We start from the raw sequence: 25,523 nt of genomic DNA, 5'->3' as shown, positions 1-25,523 counted from the left end.
TATGAATAACCAGTATGTTCTTGTTATTAGTCCTCGAGATAATGAAGTTGATTTAGTAAAAGAATTAGGTTATGGCGTTATTTTGATAAGAAAGAATATTTCCTTTGATGAAATGTTCAGTGTTGAAGTACCAGTAGAAATTGATCTAAATGATGAAGAAATTGTTGTGGGAAAATGTAAGGAGTTAAGTGAGAAATACAATGTAGTAGGCGTTTACACATTAAACGAATATCGTATTCCACTTGCCGCAAAAGTTGGTGAAATTTTAGAGATTAATTCATTCTTATCCTATGAAACGGCAATTACTTGTCGGAATAAGAAATTAGCTCGTAAAAAGTTAAATAATTCAAATGTAAGTTCTGTGAAATTTATTCTTATTAGGAAACTTGATAACTTGAATGAAAAATTAGAAGGCTTTTCTTTCCCGGTAATTGTCAAACCTTCTAATGATTCGGGAAGTAAGAACGTATATCTTTGTAAAGATTACAATGAAGTTAAACAAGCTGTGGATGTAATTAGTAACTCAAAATTAAATCTAGTGGGACAAACTCTAGATCCTGAAGCAATTGTAGAAGAATATTTAGATGGGCCAGAATATAGCATTGAATCTTATACTATAGATGGAAAAACTACTATAGTAGGTGTTACTGAAAAGGTAGTAACTCCTTTTCCCCTGTCTGTGGAGGTGGGACATAACTTCCCAGCAGTTCTTGAGGAAGATATAGAAACATCTATTCACGAGACTGTAATAAATGCTTTAGATGTTATAGGTGTTGACTTTGGGGTAACTCATACTGAAGTAAAAGTGACAAGTGACGGACCTAAGGTTATTGAGGTTAATGCTAGACCTGGAGGAGATAGAATAACTGATCTTGTAGAGTATGTGACAGGAATAGATTTACGTAGAATAGCATTAAGAATTAACCTAGGTTTACCTATTAAAAATAGTTGTTGCAACAAAGAATTAGTTCCTTCTTCTTCAATTCGCTTTTTAATTGCTGATAAAGAAGGTTACATATCTTTCAATGAAAACTTTAGAGCAGAATCTATTAAAGAAATACACTGGTATGTAAATAAAGGGGAAAGAGTAAATAAAACAACTAGTAACTTTGATCGTATCGGTTATTATATTGTTGATGGTAATAAAAAAGAAAGTTCAAAAAAGATAGCTGATTCGTTGAATGAGTGCTTTGAATTAGCTATTAGTGAATTAGTGGAGATGTAGTTTAGGATGCTTAATGACAATGTAATAAAATTCAAGGCACTGGCGGATGAAACCAGACTCAAGATTCTTTATGAAATTTCACAAAATAATCGATTGTGTGTTTCCGATTTACAAGAAATTTTTAAGATGCCTCAATCTAAGATGTCTTATCATTTAAAGCTGTTGTTGAGTAGCAAAATCATAACAAAACATAATCAAGCGCAATGGTCTTTTTATGAAGTAAATCATGAAGAAATCAAGAAGTTAGTTTCTCCAGCGGTTTATGAAATGTTAATTAAAAGAGCAGTGGAATCAAAATGAATTTCATTGTTCTTTTCCTCCAATATGTTGATCAAGAGAAAGTTTTATGTTTGTAAGGGGAGACAACATGAAAATATATAGCATATTGGAACTTGGGTGATGGATAGAAGGGATATTAAAACTAAATATATATTAAGGATGATGGGGTTTATGAAAGAAAGTGTGTATCAACAACCTATTGAAGTTAGTTCTGGACAGGAAACGGTAATAAATAAGAAGTTTAATTTTACATCCAATCCTTTGACAGGATTGGTACTGGCGTGTGTAATTACAATGGCATTTTATGCTTTGGGTATTTTTCCAAGTTATTCATTTATGAGTTTTATTGGTTTAAGTATTGTAGCGTGGTTAGCCGTAGAGAACGGTGGTAATGATGTTTCGAAAGGTGTTGCACCTCTTGTAGCTGCTGAAATTGCTACGGAAAAGACAGCACTATTATATGGTTCTATAATGACTGCAATAGGAGGAGGACTTTCGGTTTTCTTCGCGTCAAAAATATTAAAGCTATTTACAGAGGGATTAATGAACTCTTCTTATCAACTTTCAGCTACTATGGCATTGGCCATGGCTATTGGGGCAACTTTATGGGTGGCACTAGCTACTAAATTTTCATTACCAGTATCAACAACCCACGCAATTATAGGAGCAGTAATTTTGGTAGCTTGTATATCTCATGGTGTATCCAGTGTTTTATGGGGGAATTTAGTGAGCAAAATTGTATTGCCTTTACTTTTGAGTCCTGTATTAGGTCTTGGAGTAGCCTGGATACTTAATCTATTTGTTAATAAAATTCATATTAATCCTCAAGCTGGAAAGGGTATTGCTTGGTTATCTAGTGGACTTATTTGTTTTGTACGATCTGTTAATGATACTCCTAAAATAGTAGCAATCGCGTTACTCGTAGCAACATTAAATGGATTTCAAGAGGGTGGAGATGAATCACACCTATCCTTATTCCTTTTAGTTACTGTTGCAATGAGTATTGGTAGTCTTGTGAAGGGACTAGCTGTAACAAATTTATTAGCACGTAAAGTAACAAAACTTGATGAAAATAGTTCTTTATCTTCTGTAATAACGACAACTTGCTTAGTAATGTCTTCTAGTCAATTAGGGTTACCAGTATCAACAACACATGTAAGTACTTCTGCTATCATTGGAGCAGGTATGAAGCAAGGAGCAAAAACGATTAATTGGTCTGTAATTAGAGATATTATTTTGTCGTGGATAGTGACTCTGCCAGGGGCTGGTATTATAGCGGTAATTGTATATTATCTTTTAAAAGCAATCATTTAATTTATCTATAAAGTTATATAAATTTATATTTTTTATTAGTTAGCATTTAAATAAAAAACAGTGAATTCAATATGAATTCACTGTTCTTTTTTTACTTAGAAACACTCTTGGTAGTAATAGGCAGATTTCTCGAAGTCTTTCAATACAACATAACAATCTCCAATTTTTTTGCAAATTTGTCTACAAACTTGTTTATTATTTGGCGATATAAACTCGGCAATTTCTTTTGCCTCCATATAATACTTTAGTGCTAATTCTTCATTAGATTCTTCAAGATAAATGTCGCCCAGCAATTCATAAGCTTGTGCTTTATGTTTATTCTTCGATTTAGTTTCAATCGTGTCGAAGCAAATTGATTTTGCTGATTCATAATCTTTTTGAGCGAAATAACTTTTAGCTAATTCGACCTGTACGTTCATAATTTCATTAGGTTTTGCATTGTTTTGAGTATAAAGATTAAGAGCTGTTTTAAATGATAACTGAGCTTGATGAAACTCTTTTTTATAAGAAGAAAGAATACCAAGATTCGTGTATGTTCCTGCTTCATAAAGTTTGTTTTCATTTAGCTTGAAAAATTTAAGAGCTTTTTCATTTGCTTTTTTAGCTTGATCGAAGCGTTGGAGTTCCATATTACAAATACCAAGTGCCATATAGATTTCGCCTGCTTTATAATGAGTTCGTGTTTGTTCGTTTTGTTCAATTGCTTCTTCTAAGAAGTTAATTGCTGAATAATATTCGCTTAACCGACCATGAACAATACCTAAATTAGCAAGTAAAGAAACACGTAGAATTCCACTAATTTGTTCATGAATTATTATTTTATAAGCTCTATTCAGTGTAGAGAGAGCTGTTTCGTGATTGTTAATTCTACTATATAAGTATCCTAGAGAATCTAACGATCTAACAAGTTCATTTACATAGTTACCCTCTTTTAATAAGGAAATGCTTTTTGTAAAGTATGGAATAGCGTGATTGAAATCATGAATATGCTCGTAATATTTACCGTGTATCCAATTCAAAATTCCTTCGTCATACTTATTCACATCTGGGTGATTAAAATAGTTCTTTTGCTCAATAAAGTTCTTAACTTTATCCCATAGATTTGCTGTAGTGTGGTTTTCTGCTGCCTTAATATCTTTTTTTATTTGAGAGAGTGTTAATTCTTTGTTTTCCACAACATCGAAGAAATCCTCTACAGAACAGTTTAATTTATTGCTTAAAGCCTCTAATACTTCATAAGAAGGTTGAATTAATCCCTTTTCTATTTGACTTAAATAACTACGTGTAATAATACCATCGGCTAACTTCTCTTGAGTTAGTTTTTTTTGTTTTCTTAGCTCTTTGATACGTTGACCTAACATATTATAACTCCAATCATATTGTGTTTTACTACTTACTCACTATTATTAACAATTTTGAACAAAAAGTAAATGTAAAATAAATGTTAATAATGTATTGACAATGATTACCTGTTGAATTATGATTTAGTTAAAGTTAGTAACAAAAAACTAATTTTATAAAAATGTTAAAAAGGTTAATAACAGGGGGAAATAATTTATGAAAACAAAAGTTCAATTATTTGGGATGAAAGTAGTTCTTTTTGCAGCAACTGTAGTGTTTTTAATTGATCCAGTATGGCCGTAAGTTAACGTTACAAGAAACTTACGTACTGTGTTATTGGTTGATTATGTATAACAAATGATATTGAAATTGTTGAAGTATGAAATAGGGGGAAAGAAGTTGAATATCTTATTGGTTTCTAATTTTGAAGGAGGATTTCAGCCCAACACAATTGCAACAGCTGCTACACCACTGGTTAAAGCGGGCTTTAATGTAGAAATCCTAGATACATATGTAGAAGGTTTAGTTGAAGAGAAATTTAAAGACAAACAATTGGTTGCTATTTCTGTTCCATTATTTGATGCTGTTACAGCAGGAATTGAAGTGGCGAAAAAAGTAGCTGAGATAAATCCTGATGCTCATATAACTTTCTTTGGGCAGCATGCAACTATAAATGCAAATCGACTTGCGGGTCGTTACAGTGATTCTTGTATAAGTGGGGAATGGGAACATCCTCTAACTTTGTTAGCTAAACATTTATCAGGAGAAACGCAAGAGAGCCTACCTGGAGTTTTAAGTGCAGAACAAGCGATTAAAGGAGAATCAGTTCATCCATATATGGCACGCAATCATCTAGATATTCCTTCAAGACATTTACTTCCAGCATTACATAAATATCCACAAAAACAAATCAATCGTTTACTTGGATCTGATCAAGTGGTTGGATCTACTGAAATTGCAAGAGGGTGTCATCATAAATGTTTATACTGCTCAGTATTTGCCGCTTATGATGGAAAAGTTATTTTAGTTCCAGAAGAAATTGTTTTGCAAGATGTTCGAAACTTAGTAGAGGGCGGCATGACGCATTTAACTTTTATTGATGCCGATTTCTTTAATGCTAAATATCATGGCATTAAGATTTTAAGAAAGCTACACGAAGAATTTCCAGAATTAACTTACGATTTTACAACTCGTGTAGATCACATTCTTGAGAACAAGAAGACACTTGCTGAAATGAAAGAACTAGGAGTTAAATTTATTACTTCAGCTCTAGAATTCCCTTCAGAAGAGGTTTTAGATGCGGTAGCAAAAGATACTTCTGTCGCTGATATTGAACAAGGAATTGCATATTTAAGAGAAATAGATATTAAATTAAATCCTACTTTTATTATGTTCAATCCTTGGACAACTTTTGAGGATTTAACAACATTTAGATCATTTGTAGAAGACAATGAGTTAGGGAATATTATTGATCCAATTCAATATGAAACAAGACTTTATCTATATAAAGGGTCTCCGTTATTGCGTAAACAATCTATTCAAGACTTAGAGTTAACAGAATATGAGTTCCATTACGACTGGAAACATCCAGATTCAAAGATTGACGAGTTATATTTTGAAATGTTGACTCCACCGGAGGAAGGAATCTTTAAAAGATGTTGTTTAAAATGTTAGTGAGATGTGAACTTGTATGAGAGATAAATCAGTCGCGAGTTCTTATGTTACCACTGTCAAATTAGACTCTTTTCGTGAAATTGCGTATTCAAAGGAATTAAAAAGGAAATTATTAGCTGAATTTATCGGAACATTCACACTAGTTTTTGCGGGAACGGGCGCAATTATTGTTAATTCTATAACTCAAAGTTTAACGCACATAGGTGTAGCAATCACTTTCGGGTTAGTAGTTCTTGCATTAATCTATTCGTTTGGTCATATATCAGGTGCTCATTTTAACCCAGCTGTGACAATTGCGTTATTATCGGCTAAAGAAATTTCTAGAAGAGAAGCTATCTTATATATTTTAATTCAAATGATTGGTGCTTCATTCGCTAGTTTATTTTTACTTTCCATATTTGGGGACATTGCGAATTTGGGTGCAACATTGCCAAGTCAATCCTGGACACAAAGTTTCATTCTTGAATTTGTATTAACATTTATATTAATGATGGTTATTTTTGCTTCAGCTACACATGGAAAAGCAACAAAATCCTTTGCTGGGGTTGCCATAGGTTCAACTGTAGCACTTGAAGCAATGTTTGGTGGACCAATTAGCGGTGCATCAATGAATCCAGCAAGATCTTTTGGACCTGCTTTAATCTCTGGTACGTTTGAGTACTTATGGATATACCTAGTTGCAACAACGTTAGGAGCGTTATTAGCAGCAATAGTCTATAAATTTATACATGAACAATAGAAAATAGGGGGAACGATAAATGTCTACAGCAAGACTTGTTTTATTAGGAGGATTTTTAGGAGCGGGTAAGACTACGACTATGATTAAATCAGCGTTAAAGTTAGAAAAGGAAGGTTATAGAGTTGCAATTGTAACAAATGACCAAGGGAAAGAGTTAATCGATACTGAATTAGCTCGTGCAAATGGATTAGAGTCTAAAGAGGTGACAGGAGGCTGCTTTTGCTGTCAATTCGATGACTTATACAATAACTTAAATACTTTAATGAAAGAAAAACAACCAGATGTAATTATTGCAGAGGCTGTTGGAAGCTGTACGGATCTTGCTGCCACTGTTATTCAACCGTTAAAACAGTATTATGCAGATAAGTTTAAGACAGCACCATTAACTATTGTAGTAGAGCCAGCAAGGTTGCTACATGAGCTTAATCTTGATGAAAATACGAAACCGTTCTTCTCTCAATCAGTTAGTTATATTTTTGAAAAGCAATTAGCTGAAGCTGATATTATTGCCTTAAATAAAGTAGACCGCTATTCTGAAGAGGAGATTGCTAAACTGAAAGCATATTTACAACAGAGGTACCCGCAAACTATCATTCAAACTTTTTCTGCTGAAAGAGGAGATAACTTAGAAGCTTTAACTCATACATGGCTGACGACTGATTTAGGCGGAGATAAGGTTTTAGATATTGACTATGAACTGTATGCTGAGGGTGAAGCGCAGTTAGCTTGGATGAATATTTTAGGAGATATCAAAGCAGAGCAAGATATAAACCCTCGTGAATGGGCTGAAAAATTGTTGGATAATCTTAATAAGCACTTTATCCGTGAAAAAATGGCTATCGCTCATTTAAAAGTACATGTAGGATTTGAAGGTGGCTATGTAAAAGCTAGTATGGTTCAAACAGGTGATGCACCTACATTTACAGTTGAAAATGTAAAAGAAGGAAAAGAATTTAGAATCGTATTAAATATTCGTATTGAGGCAACTCCTGCTATCCTTAACTTAGTTGTAGCAGATTCTATCGGTGCTATTAATAAAGAGTTAGGTAGTAATTGGAGTGAAACATACAATGAATGTTTTAGTCCATTACCACCTAAGCCAGTACATCGTTTATATGAGACAGTTTAAGGGGGATATGACTATGAATAAAAATGATTTAATAGAGATTTTTCCTAGCGTTGTTACTAACCAAACTGACTGTTGTGACAGTGATAATAATTCAGAAGAGGGTTGCTGCGAAGAGAGCAATCAATTTTTTGAAGAAAGTTTAGAATTAAAGGAACAATTAAAAGAACACTTCGATAAACTGGTTAATGTTCATTTGTATAACTATGAATTGTCAATGGATCGCGTATTAGCTCAAAAGAAATTAAGTCAGTTAATCCAAGAGCGTGGCTTTGGGAATATTAGTGAAGATTCTGTATTGCGTTACGTTACACCGGCGGTAGTGGTGAATGGAACATTAGTGAGTTTTGCTACAAAGCCTCAAATGGAATCCGTTTTGAAAGTTTTGAATAAATAATTACTTTAAGGTCCTTAGCATATTGACTAAGGGCCTTAAAACGTAGTTATAATATTTCAAAGCAAAATAGTAGAAGGGATGAAAGTTATGGAGTATAGTATTGTTCAGCTAACAGAAAAGGATTGGCCTCAGGTTAGTGATATTTACTTGAAGGGTATTTTAACTAAAACAGCTACTTTTGAGACAGAATGTCCGGATTGGTATAAATGGAAAATGAACCGTGATCTTAAGACATGTATTGTAGCTAAAGTGGATCAAATTATTATTGGATGGGCTTCTGTTAGTAAAATATCATCAAGATGTGCATATGTGGGTGTAGGAGAAACGAGTGTATATGTTCATCCAAACTATATAGGGAATAATGTTGGATTCAGATTACTCAAAGAGCTTGTAGATTTATCAGAGGAAAATAGTTATTGGACACTGCAGGCAAATATTTTTGCAGAAAATATTTCAAGCATAAAAATTCATGAAAAGAATGGATTTAGAATTGTAGGGGTAAGAGAGAAAATAGGGCAGGTAAATGGAATTTGGAAAGATAACATTTTGATGGAGAGAAGAAGTGGTAAGATAGGTCGTTAAATAAATGAAATAAGGTGATTATATGATTATTAATAATGGAAGCCAGCTTAGTGTCGAATACTTTAAATCCTATTTTAGATTAGTTATGAATTCTCAGCAGTGTACTGTTATTGAGGCCAAGGAGATTATTTTTAATAGGATTTTTAGAGGAGATCATACTGCATATGGGAATTATACATTTCAAAACTTCGAGCATGCATATAAAGAAATAAGTAAGATTGATGAATTGATTACAAAATAAGAGAAACCTCATATTTTTCTTTATAGGTGTTGTTTAAATAAAACATTCGCATTAAATCCCTAGAAGCAATAATTTTTTCTAGAAATCAGTTATATTACTTGAAACATATAAGTAATTAGTTATATACTTATATCGAATTCAGTCATGATTTAATATTTATTTTGAATAACTGCATAAGGATTTATTTTTTTACCTAACATATAAGTGTATGCTTATATAATTATTTGAAAGGAGGGATTGCGATGCAACAAACAGTTGTAGAGTTAGCTCAAGTATCAGGTGTTTTGAAGCTACTTGGAGATAAAACAAGACTAACAACCATTGCAATTTTAAATGAGCGTAAATGTTGTGTATGTGAACTTCAAGTAGTATTTGATATGAGCCAACCATCTATAAGCCAACATCTTCGAAAATTAAAAGATATTGGATTATTAAAGGAAGAACGGCAGGGACAATGGATTTACTATTCTTTAAATGAGGAAAGTAGTTTTTATCCAATTATTAAAGATATTTTGCAGCATGTACCTGATCAGAAAGAAAACATTCAACAAATTGAAAAGTGTAATCCAACCCTTCGATGTAAATGTTAGTGTGACAATAGGAAAGGGAAGTGAGAAGAATGAGCAACACGGGGAAAAAGCGACTGTCATTTTTAGATAGGTATTTAACTCTTTGGATTTTCCTTGCAATGGCTGTTGGAATTGGAGTTGGATATCTATCCCCTGGTTTTGTTGAGGGAATGAATAGCTTACAGGTAGGAACTACTTCTATTCCACTTGCCATTGGATTAATTTTAATGATGTATCCTCCACTCGCGAAAGTTCGCTACGAAGAGATGGGGCGAGTTTTTAAAGATGTAAAAGTATTAGTATTATCGTTGGTACAAAACTGGATTATTGGTCCTGTTCTGATGTTTGCTTTAGCTGTTATATTCTTACCGGATAAACCAGAATATATGGTGGGCTTAATTATGATAGGTTTGGCTCGTTGTATAGCGATGGTAATCGTTTGGAATGACTTAGCAAAAGGTGATACAGAATATGCGGCAGGATTAGTAGCATTTAACTCTGTATTCCAAATGTTATTTTTCTCAGTATATGCTTATGTATTTGTAACAGTTATTCCAGAATGGTTAGGAATTGAAGGTGCTGTTGTAGATATAACTATGGCAGAGGTTGCAAAATCAGTGTTTATATATCTAGGAATTCCATTCATCGCAGGAATGCTAACACGCTTGATTTTTGTAAAAACGAAAGGGCGAGAATGGTATGAAAAAGTATTCATTCCAAAGATTAGTCCAATCACTTTAATCGCATTACTATTTACAATCATTGTGATGTTCTCTCTAAAAGGAGAAGTGATTGTTAGCGTACCATTTGATGTTGTACGCATTGCAATTCCATTACTCATTTATTTTGTAATCATGTTCTTTGTCTCTTTCTTTATGGGCAAAAAAATCGGTGCAAGTTACGGTGTATCAACAACATTAGCGTTTACAGCTGGAAGTAATAATTTTGAATTAGCAATTGCGGTAGCTGTAGGTGTATTTGGAATTCAGTCAGGTGCAGCATTTGCAGCAGTTATCGGACCTTTAGTCGAGGTTCCAGTTATGATAGCGCTTGTAAATGTAGCACTTTGGTTTCAGCGTAAATACTTTCAAACACAACCAAAATAATTATTCATAATAAAGGTGGAATTATCATGGAAAACAAAAAAACAATTTACTTCTTATGCACAGGAAACTCATGTCGTAGCCAAATGGCAGAAGCTTGGGGTAAAAAATACTTAGGTGACAAATGGAATGTACTTTCTGCTGGCATTGAGGCACACGGAGTAAATCCGAATGCAATTAAAGCAATGAAAGAAGTAGACATTGATATTACGGATCAAACATCGGATATCATCGATCGTGACATTTTAGATAAAGCAGATTTAGTTGTAACACTTTGTGGTCATGCAAATGACGTATGTCCAACAACACCACCTCATGTAAAACGAGTTCACTGGGGATTTGATGATCCAGCGGGTCAAGAATGGTCTGTATTCCAAAGAGTTCGTGATGAAATTGGCGCACGCATTAAAAAGTATGCTGAAACAGGAGAATAATTGAAAACAAAATAGGCCGAGAATTCTTTCTCGGCTTTTTTATAAAGAAGGGGAGAAATCAGAGATGAAAAAAATTGAAATTTTTGATCCTGCAATGTGTTGTTCTACTGGAGTTTGCGGTCCAAGTGTTGATCCAGAGTTAATTCGTATTTCAGTTGCTGTGAACAACTTGAAGAATAAAGGAATTGATGTGACTCGTTATAATTTAGCAAGTGAACCAGACGCATTTGCCAATAATGGTGTTATCAGTCAACTATTAACAGATAAAGGACCAGACGTGTTACCTGTAACTTTGGTGGATGGAAAAGTAGTAAAAGAAAAAAGTCACCTGACAAATGAAGAACTTACACAATTAACAGATATAACAGAAGAAGAGTTGAGTCAAAAGCCAGTCGTACGTTTAAAGCTAAACGTGAAAAAATAGAGAAAGAAGTGAAAGGCAATGACAAACTTATATAACCCAAACACAATAGCATTCACACCATTTTTGTTCTTTACTGGTAAAGGCGGGGTAGGAAAAACATCTACTGCATGTGCAACAGCTATTACGTTAGCTGATATGGGGAAGAAAGTTTTATTAATAAGTACTGACCCAGCTTCTAATTTACAAGATGTGTTCGAAATAGAACTTACGAATAAACCGAAAGAAATTCCAAGTGTTCCAAATCTACAAGTAGCAAACTTAGATCCTGAAACTGCTGCTCATGAATATAAAGAACGTGTTGTTGGTCCATATCGTGGAAAGCTTCCTGATGCTGTTATTGCAACGATGGAAGAGCAGTTATCTGGTGCTTGCACAGTAGAAATGGCTGCATTTGATGAATTCTCTACGTTACTTACAAATAAAGAATTAACATCAAAATTCGATCACATTATATTTGATACAGCACCAACAGGTCATACGTTACGTCTTCTTCAACTTCCTACGGCTTGGAGTGGTTTCCTGGAAGAAAGTACTCATGGGGCTTCTTGTTTAGGGCCATTAGCAGGACTTGGTGATAAAAAAGAGTTGTATAATCAAACGGTTCAGGCACTATCTAATCCAAACCAAACGATGTTAATGCTTGTTACACGACCGGATAGTTCTCCATTACAAGAAGCAGAACGAGCAGCTCATGAATTAAAAGAAATTGGTGTTAGTAATCAATTTCTACTTGTAAATGGGATTTTGAAAGACTATATGCAAAATGATAATGTCTCAAATGCACTGTTTAAGAGACAATCACGCGCGTTAGAAAACATGGCAGAAGAATTAAAAAATCTTCCTACTTATGAAATTCCATTAGTACCGTTTAATGTTACTGGAATAGAGAATATGAGAAAACTGGTTCAACCAATGGAAAATCTCTTGATTTCAGATGAGGAAGCAAATACCGTCTCTATCCCTTCACTTCAGACATTGATTACTAATCTTTCAGAATCAGGAAAACGAGTAATTTTTACAATGGGAAAAGGTGGTGTCGGAAAGACTACAGTAGCTTCAGCAATTGCAGTTGGTCTGGCTGAAAAAGGGCACCATGTACACCTAACTACAACTGACCCCGCAGCACATATTGATTATGTCATGCATGGAGAACAAGGGAATATTACGGTAAGCCGAATTGATCCAAAAGTAGAAGTTGAAAACTATCGTAAGGAAGTCATAGAGCAAGCAAAAGATACAGTTGATGAAGAAGGTTTAGCGTATCTCGAAGAGGACTTACGTTCTCCTTGTACGGAAGAAATTGCAGTCTTTCGTGCTTTGGCCGATATTGTTGAAAGAGCTAATGATGAAATTGTAGTAATTGATACAGCACCAACAGGTCATACATTATTGTTACTAGATGCAGCACAAACGTATCATAAGGAAATTGCACGTTCTACGGGTGAAGTACCACAGTCTGTGAAAAACTTATTACCACGTTTGCGTAATCCAGAAGAAACAAGCGTTGTAATTGTAACACTTGCAGAAGCAACACCAGTTCATGAAGCAAGCCGTCTACAAGAAGATTTAAAACGTGCGGATATTACTCCGAAATGGTGGGTTATCAATCAAAGTTTTTACGCAACACATACAAGTGACTTTGTGTTAAGAGGAAGAGCACAGTCCGAAATACAGTGGATTCAAGAAGTGCAAAAGGAATCACAAAATAACTGTGTTATTATCCCTTGGCAATCGGAAGATATTGTAGGATATGAGAAACTTAAAGAGTTAGTAAAATAAAACATTTTAATTAGTTACTGTGAAGGGGAGAAATAATAATGAATATTACAGATAAAGCAAAAGAATTTATTGAAAATGCCATGAAAGAAAACGGTGTTTCAACATTACGTTTTACATTTGAGGGTGCTGGATGCTGTGGCCCTAGTTACGGTATTAATTTAGGCGAAGCAGAAGAAAGTGATATCACAGAAACAGTAAATGGTGTTCAAGTCGCTATGGATCCAAAAGTAGCTGAAATTGTTAATACTTTAACTTTAGACTATGTAGAGGATCAACAAGGCGCAGGACTGGTTATCAGTGGCGGATCTAACTGCTGCTAACTAATAATTGAAGGAGATTAACAAACATGACTAACTATCACGAATTAGTAAAAGGAAAAGTATATATTGGTGGAGTAGACGCTATACAAGACGCAGTAAACAAGCACGGGATTACAGAGGTGTTTGATTTACGTGCTGGTGGAGAAGAACCAGAAGGGTTTCCGTCTGGGACTAAACGTCATGCTTATCCAATCGTAGAAGGTGTTGAAGGGCAAGATGAATCAGTAAGAAATGCAATTGCGGCGGTCAAGGAAGCTGTTGAACAAGATAAAAAAGTATTTTTCCATTGTTCTGGTGGACGTAATCGTACAGGTACAGTTGCTACAGGGTTGTTAGTAGAATTAGGGCATGCATCTAATGTGGAAGAAGCTGAACAAAAAGCAAAAGAAATCCGTTCAAGCATTAGTATCAAGCCAGAAATGAAACAAGTGTTAAACCGTTTATACGTATAATATATCTAATCCCTAAAAATTCATATTTTTGGGGATTTTTCTTTAATAAATTATATTCTTTCAAATTAATTTGGTTTAACATTATGTTTAATGGATATTATATAAATCTAAAAAATTTTAGTTTAGACTTTCTTGTCCCAACTAAGTTCCCCAAATGATAGTTTAGACTTTCTTGTCTAATTAGTTTAGAGTTTCATGTCTTTGTACAATAATTTAAGAAAGGGGAGGGAGGATGAACAAAATACCAACTGTTCGTTAAATTCCGATTTAACGAACAGTTGGTATTGTCTTATTTATATGTTATGATGTTATTGTCATTTATTATAAGTTGAGGAGAATTAATATGAAAATTCCTTTTATGAAAGAAAAAACAAAAAAAGTAGAAAAAAGATATTTGCAAGCAGAAACATTTGTACAACTATTCTGTGGTTTAATGATTCCTAGAATACGAGACGGAAAAGACATTGAGACAGCTTGGAATGAAATAAAAGATTACTTTGAGGAACCTCGTTTTAAACATGAAAAAGTATGTTTCAGTAAAGGTTTGAAGTATAATTTCGAAGATCTTATTGAAGCATACAATGAATTATATTATGAAGAAACACCCGTCTACTTCAATTTACTACAAGTATTTAAAGAATACCATGCCAGTGAAAAACAAATATTAGCTGATCAGTTAACCATTTATCAGGTAATGAATACAAGAGTGCCTTATAGTACAGAGTCCTACTTTCCCAACACTAAATAATAGTTTGTAAATGTTATAGTATGAATGACGTATGAATCATCCATAATGAAATTTTCAAGCGAATTAGTAAATAGAATATGATTTCAAAACGACAAGAACATTTGTTCGTTAAAATTGTATTTAACGTGAAGAATAGATAGCTGTTTTTTTATTCTTCGTATATAATCAAATTTCCCACTATGAAAGGATGTTTTTTACTGTGAGATCTAATTTTGTAGATATTGTAGGGTATCAGTTTGAAAAAGTTCATACAGGTGCTATAAAATGGTTGTTAGACTCAAGCAATGAATTGATTGATCACAACGAAAAATCAAATGTGCTTCGCAATTTATATAAAATGTGTGGCATCCTCCCCCCTTTCAAAAGTTCGGATATTGATTTTATAGAGTGTAAACCCGAATTTTCTATCGGAAGTGGAAAAAGAGTGGATCTTGTTATTGAAATAACACTAAATAATGGTGACCTAAAATATATAGTAATCGAAATGAAAGTTGACACTATAGCCAAAAAAGACCAACTTACTGCAACCTACGATGGTTTTCACAGCAGCGAAGATGCTATATTTATTCTTTTCCTGTTTGGATCTTCTCAAATTTGTCAGATTCCAAAACATAAGCACTTTAATACTTTTTGCTTAAATGATATCATGTCTGCCTTTAATAACATTGATAGTGAGCACTATATATACAGGGATTGGATGGACTCTTTGCAAGTCGAGTTAAAAAAAGGTAAAACCATTAAGAACTTACTTCCTACTTTAACTAATATTAAAGATAAAGATTCTTGGCGCAAGAACGGGTATCGTACGCATTTCACTGCTTTTTATTACCTTTACAAACATCTAAAATCCAATTCAAAAAACGAAATAGCCTGGAATATTTACAGTGGTAATAATAATCCAATTATGAATTGGGAACCAGGATGGTTAGATAAAACCATTTCTAATAAAAAAATAACATTCTATTGGGAATTTAATTATCAAGATCTTATTTTAAAAGTTAAATTACCAACGGAAGGGTATCTTTCAAGTCAAGAATTACATCAATTAAAATCAAATATTATTTCAATAGTATCTAAAAATCCCCAAATTAAGGGAAATATTGCTCGTAGGCAATCAATACCTAGAGTATATAACTCCCTATATAAATGGAAGTTTGACTTTTTAACGGAGAGTTTTGAAGAGATAATGATGAAAGCAGAATTAATTATTCAAAAAATTCATCCCGAATTAAAAAAATCTAATTGGGAATTTCCCAAAAGTAAATCAGTATAATACTCCAAAGTATTAGAGGTGTATAAAATGAGTAACAAAGAAAAAGAACGCTTTAAATCACTTGTCGAAAAGCACAAAAAAAATATGCCCTGGTATGTAGTAGAATATATAGAAATGAAAGCAATGCTCTCCCCTGCTACTTTATATGGATATATAACAGAATTTGAAAAGTTTTTTAAATGGATGATTGAGAAACGAATAGCGGTCATAAATGGAAATGTCGCAACTGAAATACATGAAATTCCAATTGAATTGTTAGAAAGCCTACCTTTAAATGAAGTGAATCGATTTCATATGTACCTTAAGAGTGAAGGTATTGAAATCAAAGCAATTAACAGGACCTTTTCGGCTTTAAAATCTCTTTTTAAATACCTTTCACAAAAAACTGAAGATGAATATGGGAATAGCTATCTTTCACGAAATGTAATGGATAAAATAGAATTACATAAAGAAAAAATAGATGCTGCAGCAAGAGCAGATGATGTAGCGAATATGATATTTAATAATAATGATGATGCTGCATTCCTGCGCTTTCTAGCAAACGATTATGAATTTATTCTGAAAGAAACTTCTACTCGTAAATACAATTACTTTTTACGTGACAAAGAACGTGATATTGCCTTAATTAGCCTTATTTTAGGTACAGGGCTACGTGTATCAGAATTAGCAAGTCTTAGCCTATCTAGCGTTAATTTCCGCCAAAAAACTATCAAAGTGATTCGTAAAGGGAATAAAAAATCATCCATACTTGCTACTCAATCCAGTCTAGATGATGTACAAGAGTATTTGAAAGTACGCCAAGAAAGGTATGGTTGTCCTCCAGAAGAAGAAATTATGTTTGTAACAAGGTACCAAGGAAAATACACCCAGCTTTCTGTCCGTGCCATACAAAATTTAGTAGATAAATATACAAGTGCATTTGATGAAAAACGCAGTCCTCATAAACTACGACATACCTATGCTACAAATCATTATAAAGAAAATAAGGATCTAGTATTATTACGCGATCAACTTGGCCATACCTCTGTTGAAGTTACTAGTATTTATACTAATATTAATAACGAGAAGAAACGCGAAGCCATTGATCGATTAGAAAAAAGACAATTTGAATAAAAACAGGATACTTCCTTAAAGAAGTATCCTGTTTTTATACTGTTGAATTTATTACTCAGTGATAAAAAAACTTACCAGCCTGAAACACCAGTTAATACAGCTTGATTGGCTGAATTACATTTATTATACACTTCCCAATAAGCATCTACGATCCAACCTTTTTTATACTCTCTATCAGCTGAGAACGCTGCATATAGTGCTGTGCCTAAATTCACTAATTCGAATTGAGATGCTGACTCAATATTCTTGACTCGTTCTTGTAAATTAGCTGAAAAGGCTTCAATATCCTTTTGTGATGTTAACTGTTGAATTTGTTGGTATAAGTAATTTGAAAGCCCCTTAGCGGGTATATTATTTGATAATGCACTTAAAATCTTTTCAAGTAAACTCTTTTTCATTCTTGTTCAACCCCATTTCAATTTATGTAAACTAAACGTATTAGGTTTTTATATAATACATTATATCATTATATTATGTATTATATATGTAATCACGAAAAATCACCGTTCAATTTTTCTATCCCCCCTTAACTAAATAAAGGTGAAATTTTCATATTCACTTGGAGCAGTTGCCCTTAATCCCAACCACTTTTTCTCTTTTCTTGTTCTATTGTTATGCGTTCTTTATATTCATAAGCCTTTATTTCATTACCTACATCAATTTGGTTAAAAACATCACTTTTCACGTCTATAATTCGCATCTTTTCATTCGTATATAATGTAATAAGATGTTTGTCTGGAGAACCTGTATCACCCATAAGAGGATTTCCAGGATCGCCTTCAATAAATTTTTTATCGATAACCTTCGCCTGTACTAACCTTCCTTTTTTTACTGTCTCTTCTTCAATTTCATATTCTGTCATAGCTGACTGTATTGCCGGAAAAATAAACCACACAATTATAATCGTAATAATAGTTATAAAAAAACACACTATAACATTTGCATTGGTTTTTTCATTAGATTTATGCATTATATTTATCCCTTCCCAGTTATGAAAATCACTTCTCTCTTACTTCTACAATTCTTTCTTTACTGAGTTGAATTCCTTCTTCTTCACTTATAGCTTATTAATATTCATCTCGGCACTCCCCCTTTCAGAGTATTAATTTTAGAATAATATATATATAAATTATATATTTTATATATACGAAAAACAACAATAAACTTAATGAAGTTTATTGTTGTTTTTTGAGCGATGAGTGAATTAACTTTTTTTTCAGAATTTTATTGATAAATAAATTAAAATTACATAATATATCCTGCTTTTCTGCTATGATGGTAATAAATAGGATACTCTATAGGATGGGGGAATATATAATGATTGCTTCGATAAAGGGTAATGAGCAAATCACAAAAATGTTAAATGACTGGTATATAGAGATTCGTGCCAGACATATTGGAAAGGCGCATAAATTAAAAGTTGAAATTGATCAAAAAATACACAATATTGAAGAGGACCAAAACCTGCTTTTATACTATTCTCTTTTAGATTTTCGTCATCAATATATGGTTGATAGTTTAAGCATTGGAAAAGACAGTTTTGATAAGGTTGAATCATTAGAGGTGCCTGCAGATCAGTTTTTATCGTACTACTACCATTTCTTTAAAGCTATTCATTCAAATATTACAGGTAACTTTACAAGTGCGAAAGAACATTACAACAAAGCTGAAGAACTATTAAACCATATCCCGGATGAAGTTGAACATGGAGAATTTTATTTCAAACTATCCACTTTCCATTATCATATCTATAAGCCATTGGCGGCTATCAAAGAAGCAACTAAGGCAAAAGAGATTTTTAAAAAGCATGCAGGATATGAGGCTACTATTGCGTTATGTGATAATTTAATTGGTTTAGCTTGTACACACTTAAAACAATTTGAAGAAGCTGAAGAACACTTTATTACAGCTATTAATACATTTAAAAAATCAGGTGAAGAAAAATTTATTACGTTTGTTCGTCACAACTTAGGATTAATGTATGCTGGCCAAAATTTATCTGAACTAGCAATACGATACTTATCTGAAGTAATACAAGAACTCCCTAAAGACTATAAAGCAATCTTTATTAAGGCTAGAGAGCATATGGAAATGGGAGATTCAGAGGAAACTTCTAACCTTATAGATAAAGGATTAGAAGTTTGTAAAGAGCTTAAAAATGAAGAGTACGAACATCACTTTTGGATTTTAGAAAAGTTAAATCAAAAAGTAACCGCTGACGAATTAGAAAAGACAATTAAAACAGGAATCTCTTATTTTGAGAGAGAAAACCTACATGAGTACGTACAAGAATACGCTAAAAAATTAGCAGTTTTATTCCATCAAGAGAATAACCGTTCAAAAGCAAGTGATTATTTTTACCTTAGCCATCAAGCCGAAGAAAAAAACTTTGAGAAGGAGGCTTTAAAATGAGAAAAGTAATTTTTAGCTTAATCGGGATTACAGCTGCATTCACATTTATTTTGAATTCTAGCCATGCAACTGATACACAGAAAGCGCTTAGTGAGGAAAAAATTGTACAATATGCTCACGGCCATACTGGCGGATGATAAAAAACAAGGGTCTTCACTTCATTGTGAGGACTTTTATTTTTATATGGGGATCCCTATTATAAAATTACAAAATACAATCATTTCAGAATCTTAATATAGAAATTAAAAGTAACTGGTTCCTTTTGCATCCATAAAAGGGAGCTTAAAATTTTAAGAGAGGAATTAACTATTAATGCATACACAAGAAGATTTCTATAAAAAATTAATAGAGGAACAAAGACTAGTAACAATATTTTTAATAAACGGAGTAAGAGTACCTGGCATTATTATTGCTGTTGATAAATTTTCAGTGCTAGTCTCCAGTAACGGAAAGCAACAATTCCTTTATAAACAAGCTATTTCAACGGTTTCTTTATAAATATAAATCTGCTTAAAATTGAATTTTTTTAATTTAAAAAGTGGTAAAAACAAAAAAGGAATCCTTAATAAAAGGATTCACCCCAGGAAATATAGATAAATAAAAAGAATTAAGTTTATTATAAAATAAAAGCATACTAAACATATTGAGAAACAAAAAATATTGAAGGTTGAAAGCAAAGAATAATGTTTGCTATACTAAATGCGCACAAATATATGCAAAATCACAAATAAAATAAGGGCAGCTATGCTAGGCTGCCCTTATTTTATTTTTAATTTCATAATCCGCTATTTAATTTGAGGTATTTATAAACCTAGTACACTAACAATCTGACATGCTTTGGAATTTGCAATATGATAGTACATCTCTAACCCTCTTCTTTCCGAGCGGAGAATCTTGCCACGCATCTTAGATAAGTGCTGAGATACAGTTGATTGAGGGACATCTAATAGCTCTGTTAATTGTGTTACATTACAAATTTTGCGGTGTTCTAGCTCCTTCACAATTTGTAACCTAACTGGATGGGCCATAATCTTTAATAATTCTACATCCGCCTCTGGGATTTTGTACATTTCATTACTTGCTTGAATAGTTGTCATTTTAATTTCTCCTTTTATAATTTTGTTTTATTTTAATTATCTATTTTTAAGTATGTTGTGTTTACTTGAGTACATTGTTCATAACCACTATAATGTTTATTCTTTTGTCTCTCTATCAGATTCAATATATATAAGTATTATGATGACTAAAAATCCAATAAAAGATAGCATAGGTATCGAAATGAAACCGAATAAATTTAAGTAATCTTCTGTACATGAAACTCCTACTGAACAAATCTTCATCTCATTAATAGGAAATGCTTGTATTGTAATTTGATATACAGATAATATTAAACCGATACACGTAAATGGAAATGCATACATGCTGACGCGCGGATCTTTTCTATACATTCCTATCCCCAATATTAATACTAATGGATACATGGCCATTCTTTGGTACCAGCATAAATCACATGGCGGCAGCTTCATCCATTCACTAAAAAATAAACTAATTAGCATTGCACTAGTAGCTATCATCCAAGCAATTGCAATGTGGTACTTACGAATCCATTCCATTTTATGTTCTCCTCACACGATTTTAATTGTATTGAAGGTTTTATAATAAGGATGCAATATTATCTCAATTATCTATTTAGAATGTCACTAATTTATTTCCGTATTTGGAATAACCGGTTTCAATGGATAGTATCCAATCATTTAGATCTTCCCAGTCATACCCCTTATCTTTCAACTCTGGTGGAAAGCAATTCTCAAAATCATCACGCATTCCGTACATAGTTTCTAATGCTGTTTCTAGTGGACCGAATCTATATACAATATGTGTTTTCACTCGTTTGTTTTTCTTTTCTGCTACAGCCAAATATACATATCGTCTTTCCTTTGCTAAAACGAACTTCAAAAACCCTGGAATTTGACTCATCTAAAAAATGCCCCTTTCGGTTTTCCTTACCCCTTTCTTTTGTATACGAGTAAGGAAAACAAGCGTTTTTGCCGTATTAATTTAAGAGGTGTCTCATTTTTTTGCTTTGAAAATACAAGACCACACTCATCATCACAATATTTATTACACCGGCTGCAGCTCCAATTTTTGCAATAACATATACAAATTCATTACCGCTAAATGGAAATAGACTCAAAAAAATAAAAAAAGTAGAAATAAAAAAAGATAAGAGCATGTTTCTTTTGTTCCCATTCATTCAAGAAACCTCCTTTTGGAATAAGTATTGATATTAAGCTGCATCATTACGGTTATAATGCCGATTCTTTTCATCTACAAATCCTTTAATGCCCCACACACCAGCCTTTAATTCTTTTGCTTCTTTTTCTGCTTCTAGCATTTCAGGTAGAAATGTAGTATTAAGTCTAGAGATATAGGCTATAATCCCATAACCAGACTTGACCATTAATTCATTAATATGTATTCCGTTACAAAATACATAAGCCAATTTCCTACCGTATTTGTCTTCTTTTTGTCCCCGATCATAAACCAAAGTTACACTTTTCCCTTCTAGTTGTTTCTTTAAAAAGGAAGAGGCTTCTTTTCCCATCTTTTGTGGTGGGATTTTTTGAGATACAGACTCAGGAGTATCCAATAACAGTAACCGTACCGTCTGTTTCTGCCTCTTTACGTTCACGTCTATCGTATCTCCGTCCTTTATATGTAATACCTTCCCTTTAACAGTCTCTAAGTCTTTTATTTTTCCCTTATAAGCTTCTGGAACATCAACAATACCTTTCCCTTCCATGTGCTGTTGTATCCCGTTTTGTACTGCTTGGGCAGGTCTTGATTCATTATTTATTTGTGTCGAATTGCTACATGCTGCCATTTGAAGTACGAATGATGTTAAACAAATAGCCTTAATCCATATTTTCATATCGAAATTTCTTCCTCCTAATCAAAATTCGTAAATAGCTGCATCTCAAAAACAAATAAAAAAGGACACACCTATGGCATATATATGCGTAGGTGTGTCCTTTTGCAAGATAGTTTTAGAAGTATTTTGTTACTTTCATCATATCATATTTCTTATTAATTTTATATATGAAATTTAAGATTTTGCGATATTATTTCTTCTTCTCATATATAAACGTGACTCTCTTCTGTGTAGAGTCATATGTTAATTTCGCATCGAATGATTTTCCTGTTTTTTTCGATATGAATCCTTTTATTGTATCCGTCATATTCTTTTCTAATAATTTCTTGATTTGACTAGCTGTAATTCTTTTTTCAAGTATCATTCCTGAAACAATGAAATCACAGCCCTTCTTGTACTGTTCGCATAGATAGTTTGTTTTCCCTATTATGACTCTACTCTGGCATAATGGGCATTTACCTACTGTACGATCCTCTGCAGTTGGAAATTCAAAACAAATACTAAGGTCCGGGTTTAATCGAATCGCAGCTGTGAATTCTCCTTTTTCTCCACTAAAACCACTAATGAAGTCTGTTACATTGTTATTCACTAGTTTTTTAATCTGGCTATCGGATAATTTCTTTCCTTTAATTTTAGCCGGCAACATAAAATCGCATCCGTTTTGATATTCTGAGCACCCAAAAAACGTTTTACGGTTTAGGATTTGTCCTTTTTGACACTTTGGACACTGACCTAGCGATAATTCTTCAACTGAAGGCAAATTAAAGCTGACTTCACCGTTAACGAATGCTAAATAAGCAGAAAATTCTTTGCCATTAGATTTAAATCCTTTTATAATGTCCGTTTTATTTTCTTCAAACAGTTTTTTAATTTGTGCTGCAGGAATCGTTTTTTCTTTTATTCTTTTGGGTAATCCAATGTTACAGTTTGGATGATTGCTACACCCGAAAAATTTCCCTCTATCTAAAATTATTCCATTTCCACAAGGACATTGGCATACTTCTATTTGTTGCTTCCAGGTCTCTATTAGATTGTGCGAAACCGTGTCAGGTATTCTTATAATCTCTTGTGCTATTTTTTGTACAAATGTATTTGTTTGGGCAATGAAGTCTTCATAACTCATTTCATTCTTTTCAATACGGTGTATCATTCCTTCCATTTCAGCTGTGTATAGTGGATCTTTAATTTGTTGAACAGGAAATTGTTCAATAAAGGCACGTCCAATTGGAGTCGTAGTAATTTTCCCTTTTTCAATGGCTATATAGTTCTTCTCATGTAAAGCTGGAATAAAGGTTGCTTCGGTTGCAACGGTTCCAATTCTTTTCCCCTTCATTAATTCCTTTAAATGTTCATCGTCTATTTTACGTCCTGCTGTTTCCATAAAGGTCAGAATGGAGCTTTCTGTGTGTAGAGCAGGTTTCTTTGTTTTGGATTCTAGTAATTCAAAATCGCAGATTTGAAGTTCCTGTCCTTTCTGCATAATAGGAATTTTAAATACTTCCACACTTTCTTCCTCTACTTCCTCTTGAAACACTTCTAGAAATCCTTTTTCTCGAAGTACACTTTCTTTTGTTTGATAGATATTTCCCATCGCGTCAATAAGTAATACTTCTCTTACCAGGTATACTGCAGGACGCATGAAATTACCCACAAAACGTTTTACTACGAGGCTATATAGTTGTTTTTCAATCTCTGGACGACCTTCCTCTTGATATTGTTTAGTCGTAGGTATAATAGCAAAATGACTTGATACAAGCTCATCGTTGAATGTTTTATGTTTCACATCAATTGCTTCAATATCTACGGATTGTACCAGTAAAGAATACTGACTCTTAGCTAGTGCCTGCATAACACCTTTTACACGCTCTACTTGCTCTGTAGGCAAATGCCTAGAAGATGAACGAGGATATGTAATAAACCCTTCTTCATACAAGTTCTGAATATGTTTTTTTGCAGTTTCAGCATTAATTTGCAATTGCGCATGGGCATCTTTATACAGATCTGTTAAGTTATATAGCAATTTAGGATTTTTCTTCCTGGTTCCCTCTTTAAATTCTTCTACTACAAGATATTGCCCTTTCAAATTTTCTCCCAAACTTCTTAATGGCGATGGGTTTAACACTTGATCTTCTGTTTTCATAACCGGTGTAAGTCCTAAATCTGTTATTAGCTGCAGATGATAATAAGATTGCTCTCTATAGTTTTCAATTGCTAATTCGCGTTGGCGTATCTCATTTAATAAACACATTTGTACACGGCCAGATGACAATAAGAATTTATTTTGCGCTAATTTTGTGGTACATCCCCTGGTTATATTCATCCCTAATAGATAATCCAGATACTGCCTTGCTTTAGCAGAATACGCCAGTCCATCGTATTTAGATGCGCTTTCTAATCGATTGAGAGCTGCTTCAAGTTCTGCAGCTTCAAAAGAGGATTTAAATACGCGAGATTGCTTTTTATTCACACCTGCATATTCGTACACTTCCCTATAGATTAACTCTCCCTCTCGGTCCGCGTCACATACGTTCACCGCATGGTCAACATCAGGACGTTGCAGTAGTTTAACAAGGATTTGTAATTGTTCAGCATTTTCTTGTATCACTTTATAAGCTGGCTGATAAATTAAAGGTAAATGTTCTAACTTAAACATTTTATACTCTGGATCCATCTCTTCCGGATTTTTTAGTTCCAGCAAATGTCCACGGCACCAACTGACAATATAATGATCATTTTCATAATAACCATAATAAGGCTTGCTACCAATGTACTTTTGTGAGTGACGGAATCGTGGCGATTTCATAATTTCATTGGCCACTTTTGATTTTTCTGCAATAAATAACGTTTTCCCCATAACTTTTCCTCCTTAAACAAAAAAAGGACACACCTACGCTATGGTTATGCGTAGGTGTGTCCTTTTGCAATATGATTTTTTAGTATTGGATTATTTACATAATAACATTTACTATATTTATATACAAATAGAATTGAGACTGAATAGGATTTCTCAACATCTATGGTCAAATGTAAATGCTATATAAAAGCT

The 25,523-nt window shown here is 33.2% G+C and carries 30 protein-coding genes; 21 read left to right on the top strand and 9 right to left on the bottom strand.

Going from position 1 to position 25,523, the window contains the following annotated elements:
• Position 1: 1 nt before the first annotated feature.
• From NLJ82_RS27450 to NLJ82_RS27440, 3 genes are all read left to right on the top strand, one after another.
• Entirely contained in the window at positions 2 to 1,225 is a 1,224-nt protein-coding gene (locus NLJ82_RS27450) for an ATP-grasp domain-containing protein (RefSeq protein ID WP_001064922.1), read from the top strand.
• A 6-nt stretch (positions 1,226 to 1,231) separates the two neighbouring features.
• A complete protein-coding gene (locus tag NLJ82_RS27445) occupies positions 1,232 to 1,525 on the top strand; it encodes an ArsR/SmtB family transcription factor (protein WP_000930885.1) in 294 nt (97 codons plus the stop codon).
• A gap of 150 nt (positions 1,526 to 1,675) precedes the next feature.
• On the top strand, positions 1,676 to 2,818 hold the full coding sequence (locus NLJ82_RS27440; RefSeq protein ID WP_000665209.1) for an inorganic phosphate transporter: 1,143 nt from the start codon (positions 1,676 to 1,678) through the stop codon (positions 2,816 to 2,818).
• 95 nt (positions 2,819 to 2,913) lie between these two features.
• Here NLJ82_RS27440 and NLJ82_RS27435 read toward each other — a convergent pair whose 3' ends face one another.
• Positions 2,914 to 4,179 carry a tetratricopeptide repeat protein gene (locus tag NLJ82_RS27435; protein WP_000901453.1) on the bottom strand — a complete coding sequence of 422 codons (1,266 nt, stop codon included), beginning with the start codon at positions 4,177 to 4,179 and terminating at the stop codon, positions 2,914 to 2,916.
• Positions 4,180 to 4,558: 379 nt separating this feature from the next.
• On the opposite strand from NLJ82_RS27435, the gene arsL reads away from it, so the two are divergent.
• The 15 genes from arsL to xerS all read left to right on the top strand — a co-directional run bounded on the left by arsL (position 4,559) and on the right by xerS (position 17,133).
• The gene (gene arsL / locus NLJ82_RS27430) at positions 4,559 to 5,833 is read left to right on the top strand and encodes an arsinothricin biosynthesis radical SAM protein ArsL (protein WP_001023736.1); all 1,275 of its coding nucleotides are present in this window, start codon (positions 4,559 to 4,561) and stop codon (positions 5,831 to 5,833) included.
• A 16-nt stretch (positions 5,834 to 5,849) separates the two neighbouring features.
• The gene (locus NLJ82_RS27425; RefSeq protein WP_001205149.1) at positions 5,850 to 6,572 is read left to right on the top strand and encodes an MIP/aquaporin family protein; all 723 of its coding nucleotides are present in this window, start codon (positions 5,850 to 5,852) and stop codon (positions 6,570 to 6,572) included.
• A gap of 19 nt (positions 6,573 to 6,591) precedes the next feature.
• A complete protein-coding gene (locus tag NLJ82_RS27420; RefSeq protein ID WP_000100984.1) occupies positions 6,592 to 7,701 on the top strand; it encodes a GTP-binding protein in 1,110 nt (369 codons plus the stop codon).
• Between the two features lie 13 nt (positions 7,702 to 7,714).
• Positions 7,715 to 8,095, top strand: coding sequence for an ArsD-related vicinal cysteine protein VcpD (vcpD, locus tag NLJ82_RS27415; RefSeq protein WP_001038621.1), 381 nt, complete (start codon positions 7,715 to 7,717; stop codon positions 8,093 to 8,095).
• 78 nt (positions 8,096 to 8,173) lie between these two features.
• The gene (locus NLJ82_RS27410) at positions 8,174 to 8,677 is read left to right on the top strand and encodes a GNAT family N-acetyltransferase (RefSeq protein ID WP_002019979.1); all 504 of its coding nucleotides are present in this window, start codon (positions 8,174 to 8,176) and stop codon (positions 8,675 to 8,677) included.
• A gap of 483 nt (positions 8,678 to 9,160) precedes the next feature.
• The gene (locus NLJ82_RS27405) at positions 9,161 to 9,508 is read left to right on the top strand and encodes an ArsR/SmtB family transcription factor (RefSeq protein ID WP_001188007.1); all 348 of its coding nucleotides are present in this window, start codon (positions 9,161 to 9,163) and stop codon (positions 9,506 to 9,508) included.
• A 29-nt stretch (positions 9,509 to 9,537) separates the two neighbouring features.
• Complete coding sequence (gene arsB, locus NLJ82_RS27400) at positions 9,538 to 10,593, top strand: ACR3 family arsenite efflux transporter (protein ID WP_000072358.1); 1,056 nt, start codon at positions 9,538 to 9,540, stop codon at positions 10,591 to 10,593.
• A 26-nt stretch (positions 10,594 to 10,619) separates the two neighbouring features.
• Positions 10,620 to 11,024, top strand: a complete 405-nt coding sequence (gene arsC, locus NLJ82_RS27395; RefSeq protein ID WP_000428327.1) for an arsenate reductase (thioredoxin) — start codon at positions 10,620 to 10,622, stop codon at positions 11,022 to 11,024.
• Between the two features lie 64 nt (positions 11,025 to 11,088).
• On the top strand, positions 11,089 to 11,448 hold the full coding sequence (arsD, locus tag NLJ82_RS27390) for an arsenite efflux transporter metallochaperone ArsD (protein WP_000717835.1): 360 nt from the start codon (positions 11,089 to 11,091) through the stop codon (positions 11,446 to 11,448).
• Positions 11,449 to 11,466: 18 nt separating this feature from the next.
• On the top strand, positions 11,467 to 13,227 hold the full coding sequence (gene arsA, locus NLJ82_RS27385; RefSeq protein ID WP_000183539.1) for an arsenical pump-driving ATPase: 1,761 nt from the start codon (positions 11,467 to 11,469) through the stop codon (positions 13,225 to 13,227).
• 38 nt (positions 13,228 to 13,265) lie between these two features.
• Positions 13,266 to 13,547, top strand: coding sequence for a HesB/IscA family protein (locus NLJ82_RS27380; protein WP_001027741.1), 282 nt, complete (start codon positions 13,266 to 13,268; stop codon positions 13,545 to 13,547).
• Between the two features lie 26 nt (positions 13,548 to 13,573).
• Positions 13,574 to 13,999 carry a protein-tyrosine phosphatase family protein gene (locus NLJ82_RS27375; protein WP_000186246.1) on the top strand — a complete coding sequence of 142 codons (426 nt, stop codon included), beginning with the start codon at positions 13,574 to 13,576 and terminating at the stop codon, positions 13,997 to 13,999.
• A gap of 343 nt (positions 14,000 to 14,342) precedes the next feature.
• The gene (locus NLJ82_RS27370) at positions 14,343 to 14,747 is read left to right on the top strand and encodes a hypothetical protein (RefSeq protein WP_000701128.1); all 405 of its coding nucleotides are present in this window, start codon (positions 14,343 to 14,345) and stop codon (positions 14,745 to 14,747) included.
• A 187-nt stretch (positions 14,748 to 14,934) separates the two neighbouring features.
• Positions 14,935 to 16,020, top strand: a complete 1,086-nt coding sequence (locus NLJ82_RS27365; RefSeq protein WP_002073815.1) for a PD-(D/E)XK nuclease family protein — start codon at positions 14,935 to 14,937, stop codon at positions 16,018 to 16,020.
• Between the two features lie 27 nt (positions 16,021 to 16,047).
• The gene (gene xerS / locus NLJ82_RS27360; RefSeq protein ID WP_000066152.1) at positions 16,048 to 17,133 is read left to right on the top strand and encodes a tyrosine recombinase XerS; all 1,086 of its coding nucleotides are present in this window, start codon (positions 16,048 to 16,050) and stop codon (positions 17,131 to 17,133) included.
• Between the two features lie 71 nt (positions 17,134 to 17,204).
• Here the strand turns inward: xerS and NLJ82_RS27355 are convergent, their stop codons facing one another.
• Positions 17,205 to 17,531 (bottom strand): hypothetical protein, encoded by a 327-nt coding sequence (locus tag NLJ82_RS27355; protein WP_000749219.1) that lies wholly within the window; start codon positions 17,529 to 17,531, stop codon positions 17,205 to 17,207.
• A 176-nt stretch (positions 17,532 to 17,707) separates the two neighbouring features.
• A complete protein-coding gene (locus NLJ82_RS27350; protein WP_000549611.1) occupies positions 17,708 to 18,103 on the bottom strand; it encodes a hypothetical protein in 396 nt (131 codons plus the stop codon).
• 347 nt (positions 18,104 to 18,450) lie between these two features.
• Here NLJ82_RS27350 and NLJ82_RS27345 point away from each other — a divergent pair, with 347 nt between their 5' ends.
• From NLJ82_RS27345 to hfq, 3 genes are all read left to right on the top strand, one after another.
• The gene (locus tag NLJ82_RS27345; RefSeq protein WP_000561969.1) at positions 18,451 to 19,545 is read left to right on the top strand and encodes a Rap family tetratricopeptide repeat protein; all 1,095 of its coding nucleotides are present in this window, start codon (positions 18,451 to 18,453) and stop codon (positions 19,543 to 19,545) included.
• Positions 19,542 to 19,682, top strand: coding sequence for a hypothetical protein (locus NLJ82_RS27340; protein WP_001233271.1), 141 nt, complete (start codon positions 19,542 to 19,544; stop codon positions 19,680 to 19,682). The genes NLJ82_RS27345 and NLJ82_RS27340 overlap by 4 nt, the downstream gene beginning before the upstream one ends.
• A gap of 175 nt (positions 19,683 to 19,857) precedes the next feature.
• Positions 19,858 to 20,043 (top strand): RNA chaperone Hfq, encoded by a 186-nt coding sequence (gene hfq / locus NLJ82_RS27335; RefSeq protein ID WP_000557400.1) that lies wholly within the window; start codon positions 19,858 to 19,860, stop codon positions 20,041 to 20,043.
• A 305-nt stretch (positions 20,044 to 20,348) separates the two neighbouring features.
• Here the strand turns inward: hfq and NLJ82_RS27330 are convergent, their stop codons facing one another.
• From NLJ82_RS27330 to NLJ82_RS27305, 6 genes are all read right to left on the bottom strand, one after another.
• Entirely contained in the window at positions 20,349 to 20,642 is a 294-nt protein-coding gene (locus tag NLJ82_RS27330) for an ArsR/SmtB family transcription factor (RefSeq protein WP_000207870.1), read from the bottom strand.
• A gap of 96 nt (positions 20,643 to 20,738) precedes the next feature.
• Entirely contained in the window at positions 20,739 to 21,158 is a 420-nt protein-coding gene (locus tag NLJ82_RS27325) for a disulfide oxidoreductase (protein ID WP_000454806.1), read from the bottom strand.
• 76 nt (positions 21,159 to 21,234) lie between these two features.
• The gene (locus NLJ82_RS27320) at positions 21,235 to 21,522 is read right to left on the bottom strand and encodes a hypothetical protein (RefSeq protein WP_000078380.1); all 288 of its coding nucleotides are present in this window, start codon (positions 21,520 to 21,522) and stop codon (positions 21,235 to 21,237) included.
• Positions 21,523 to 21,598: 76 nt separating this feature from the next.
• The gene (locus NLJ82_RS27315; protein WP_001014120.1) at positions 21,599 to 21,799 is read right to left on the bottom strand and encodes a hypothetical protein; all 201 of its coding nucleotides are present in this window, start codon (positions 21,797 to 21,799) and stop codon (positions 21,599 to 21,601) included.
• A gap of 33 nt (positions 21,800 to 21,832) precedes the next feature.
• On the bottom strand, positions 21,833 to 22,477 hold the full coding sequence (locus NLJ82_RS27310; protein WP_000708141.1) for a thermonuclease family protein: 645 nt from the start codon (positions 22,475 to 22,477) through the stop codon (positions 21,833 to 21,835).
• Positions 22,478 to 22,667: 190 nt separating this feature from the next.
• Entirely contained in the window at positions 22,668 to 25,331 is a 2,664-nt protein-coding gene (locus NLJ82_RS27305; RefSeq protein WP_000520746.1) for a type IA DNA topoisomerase, read from the bottom strand.
• Positions 25,332 to 25,523 lie beyond the last annotated feature (192 nt).

This window comes from Bacillus paranthracis (genome assembly GCF_024296885.1).
Lineage (GTDB): Bacteria > Bacillota > Bacilli > Bacillales > Bacillaceae_G > Bacillus_A > Bacillus_A paranthracis.
This window is presented reverse-complemented; position numbering and strand designations above follow the sequence as displayed.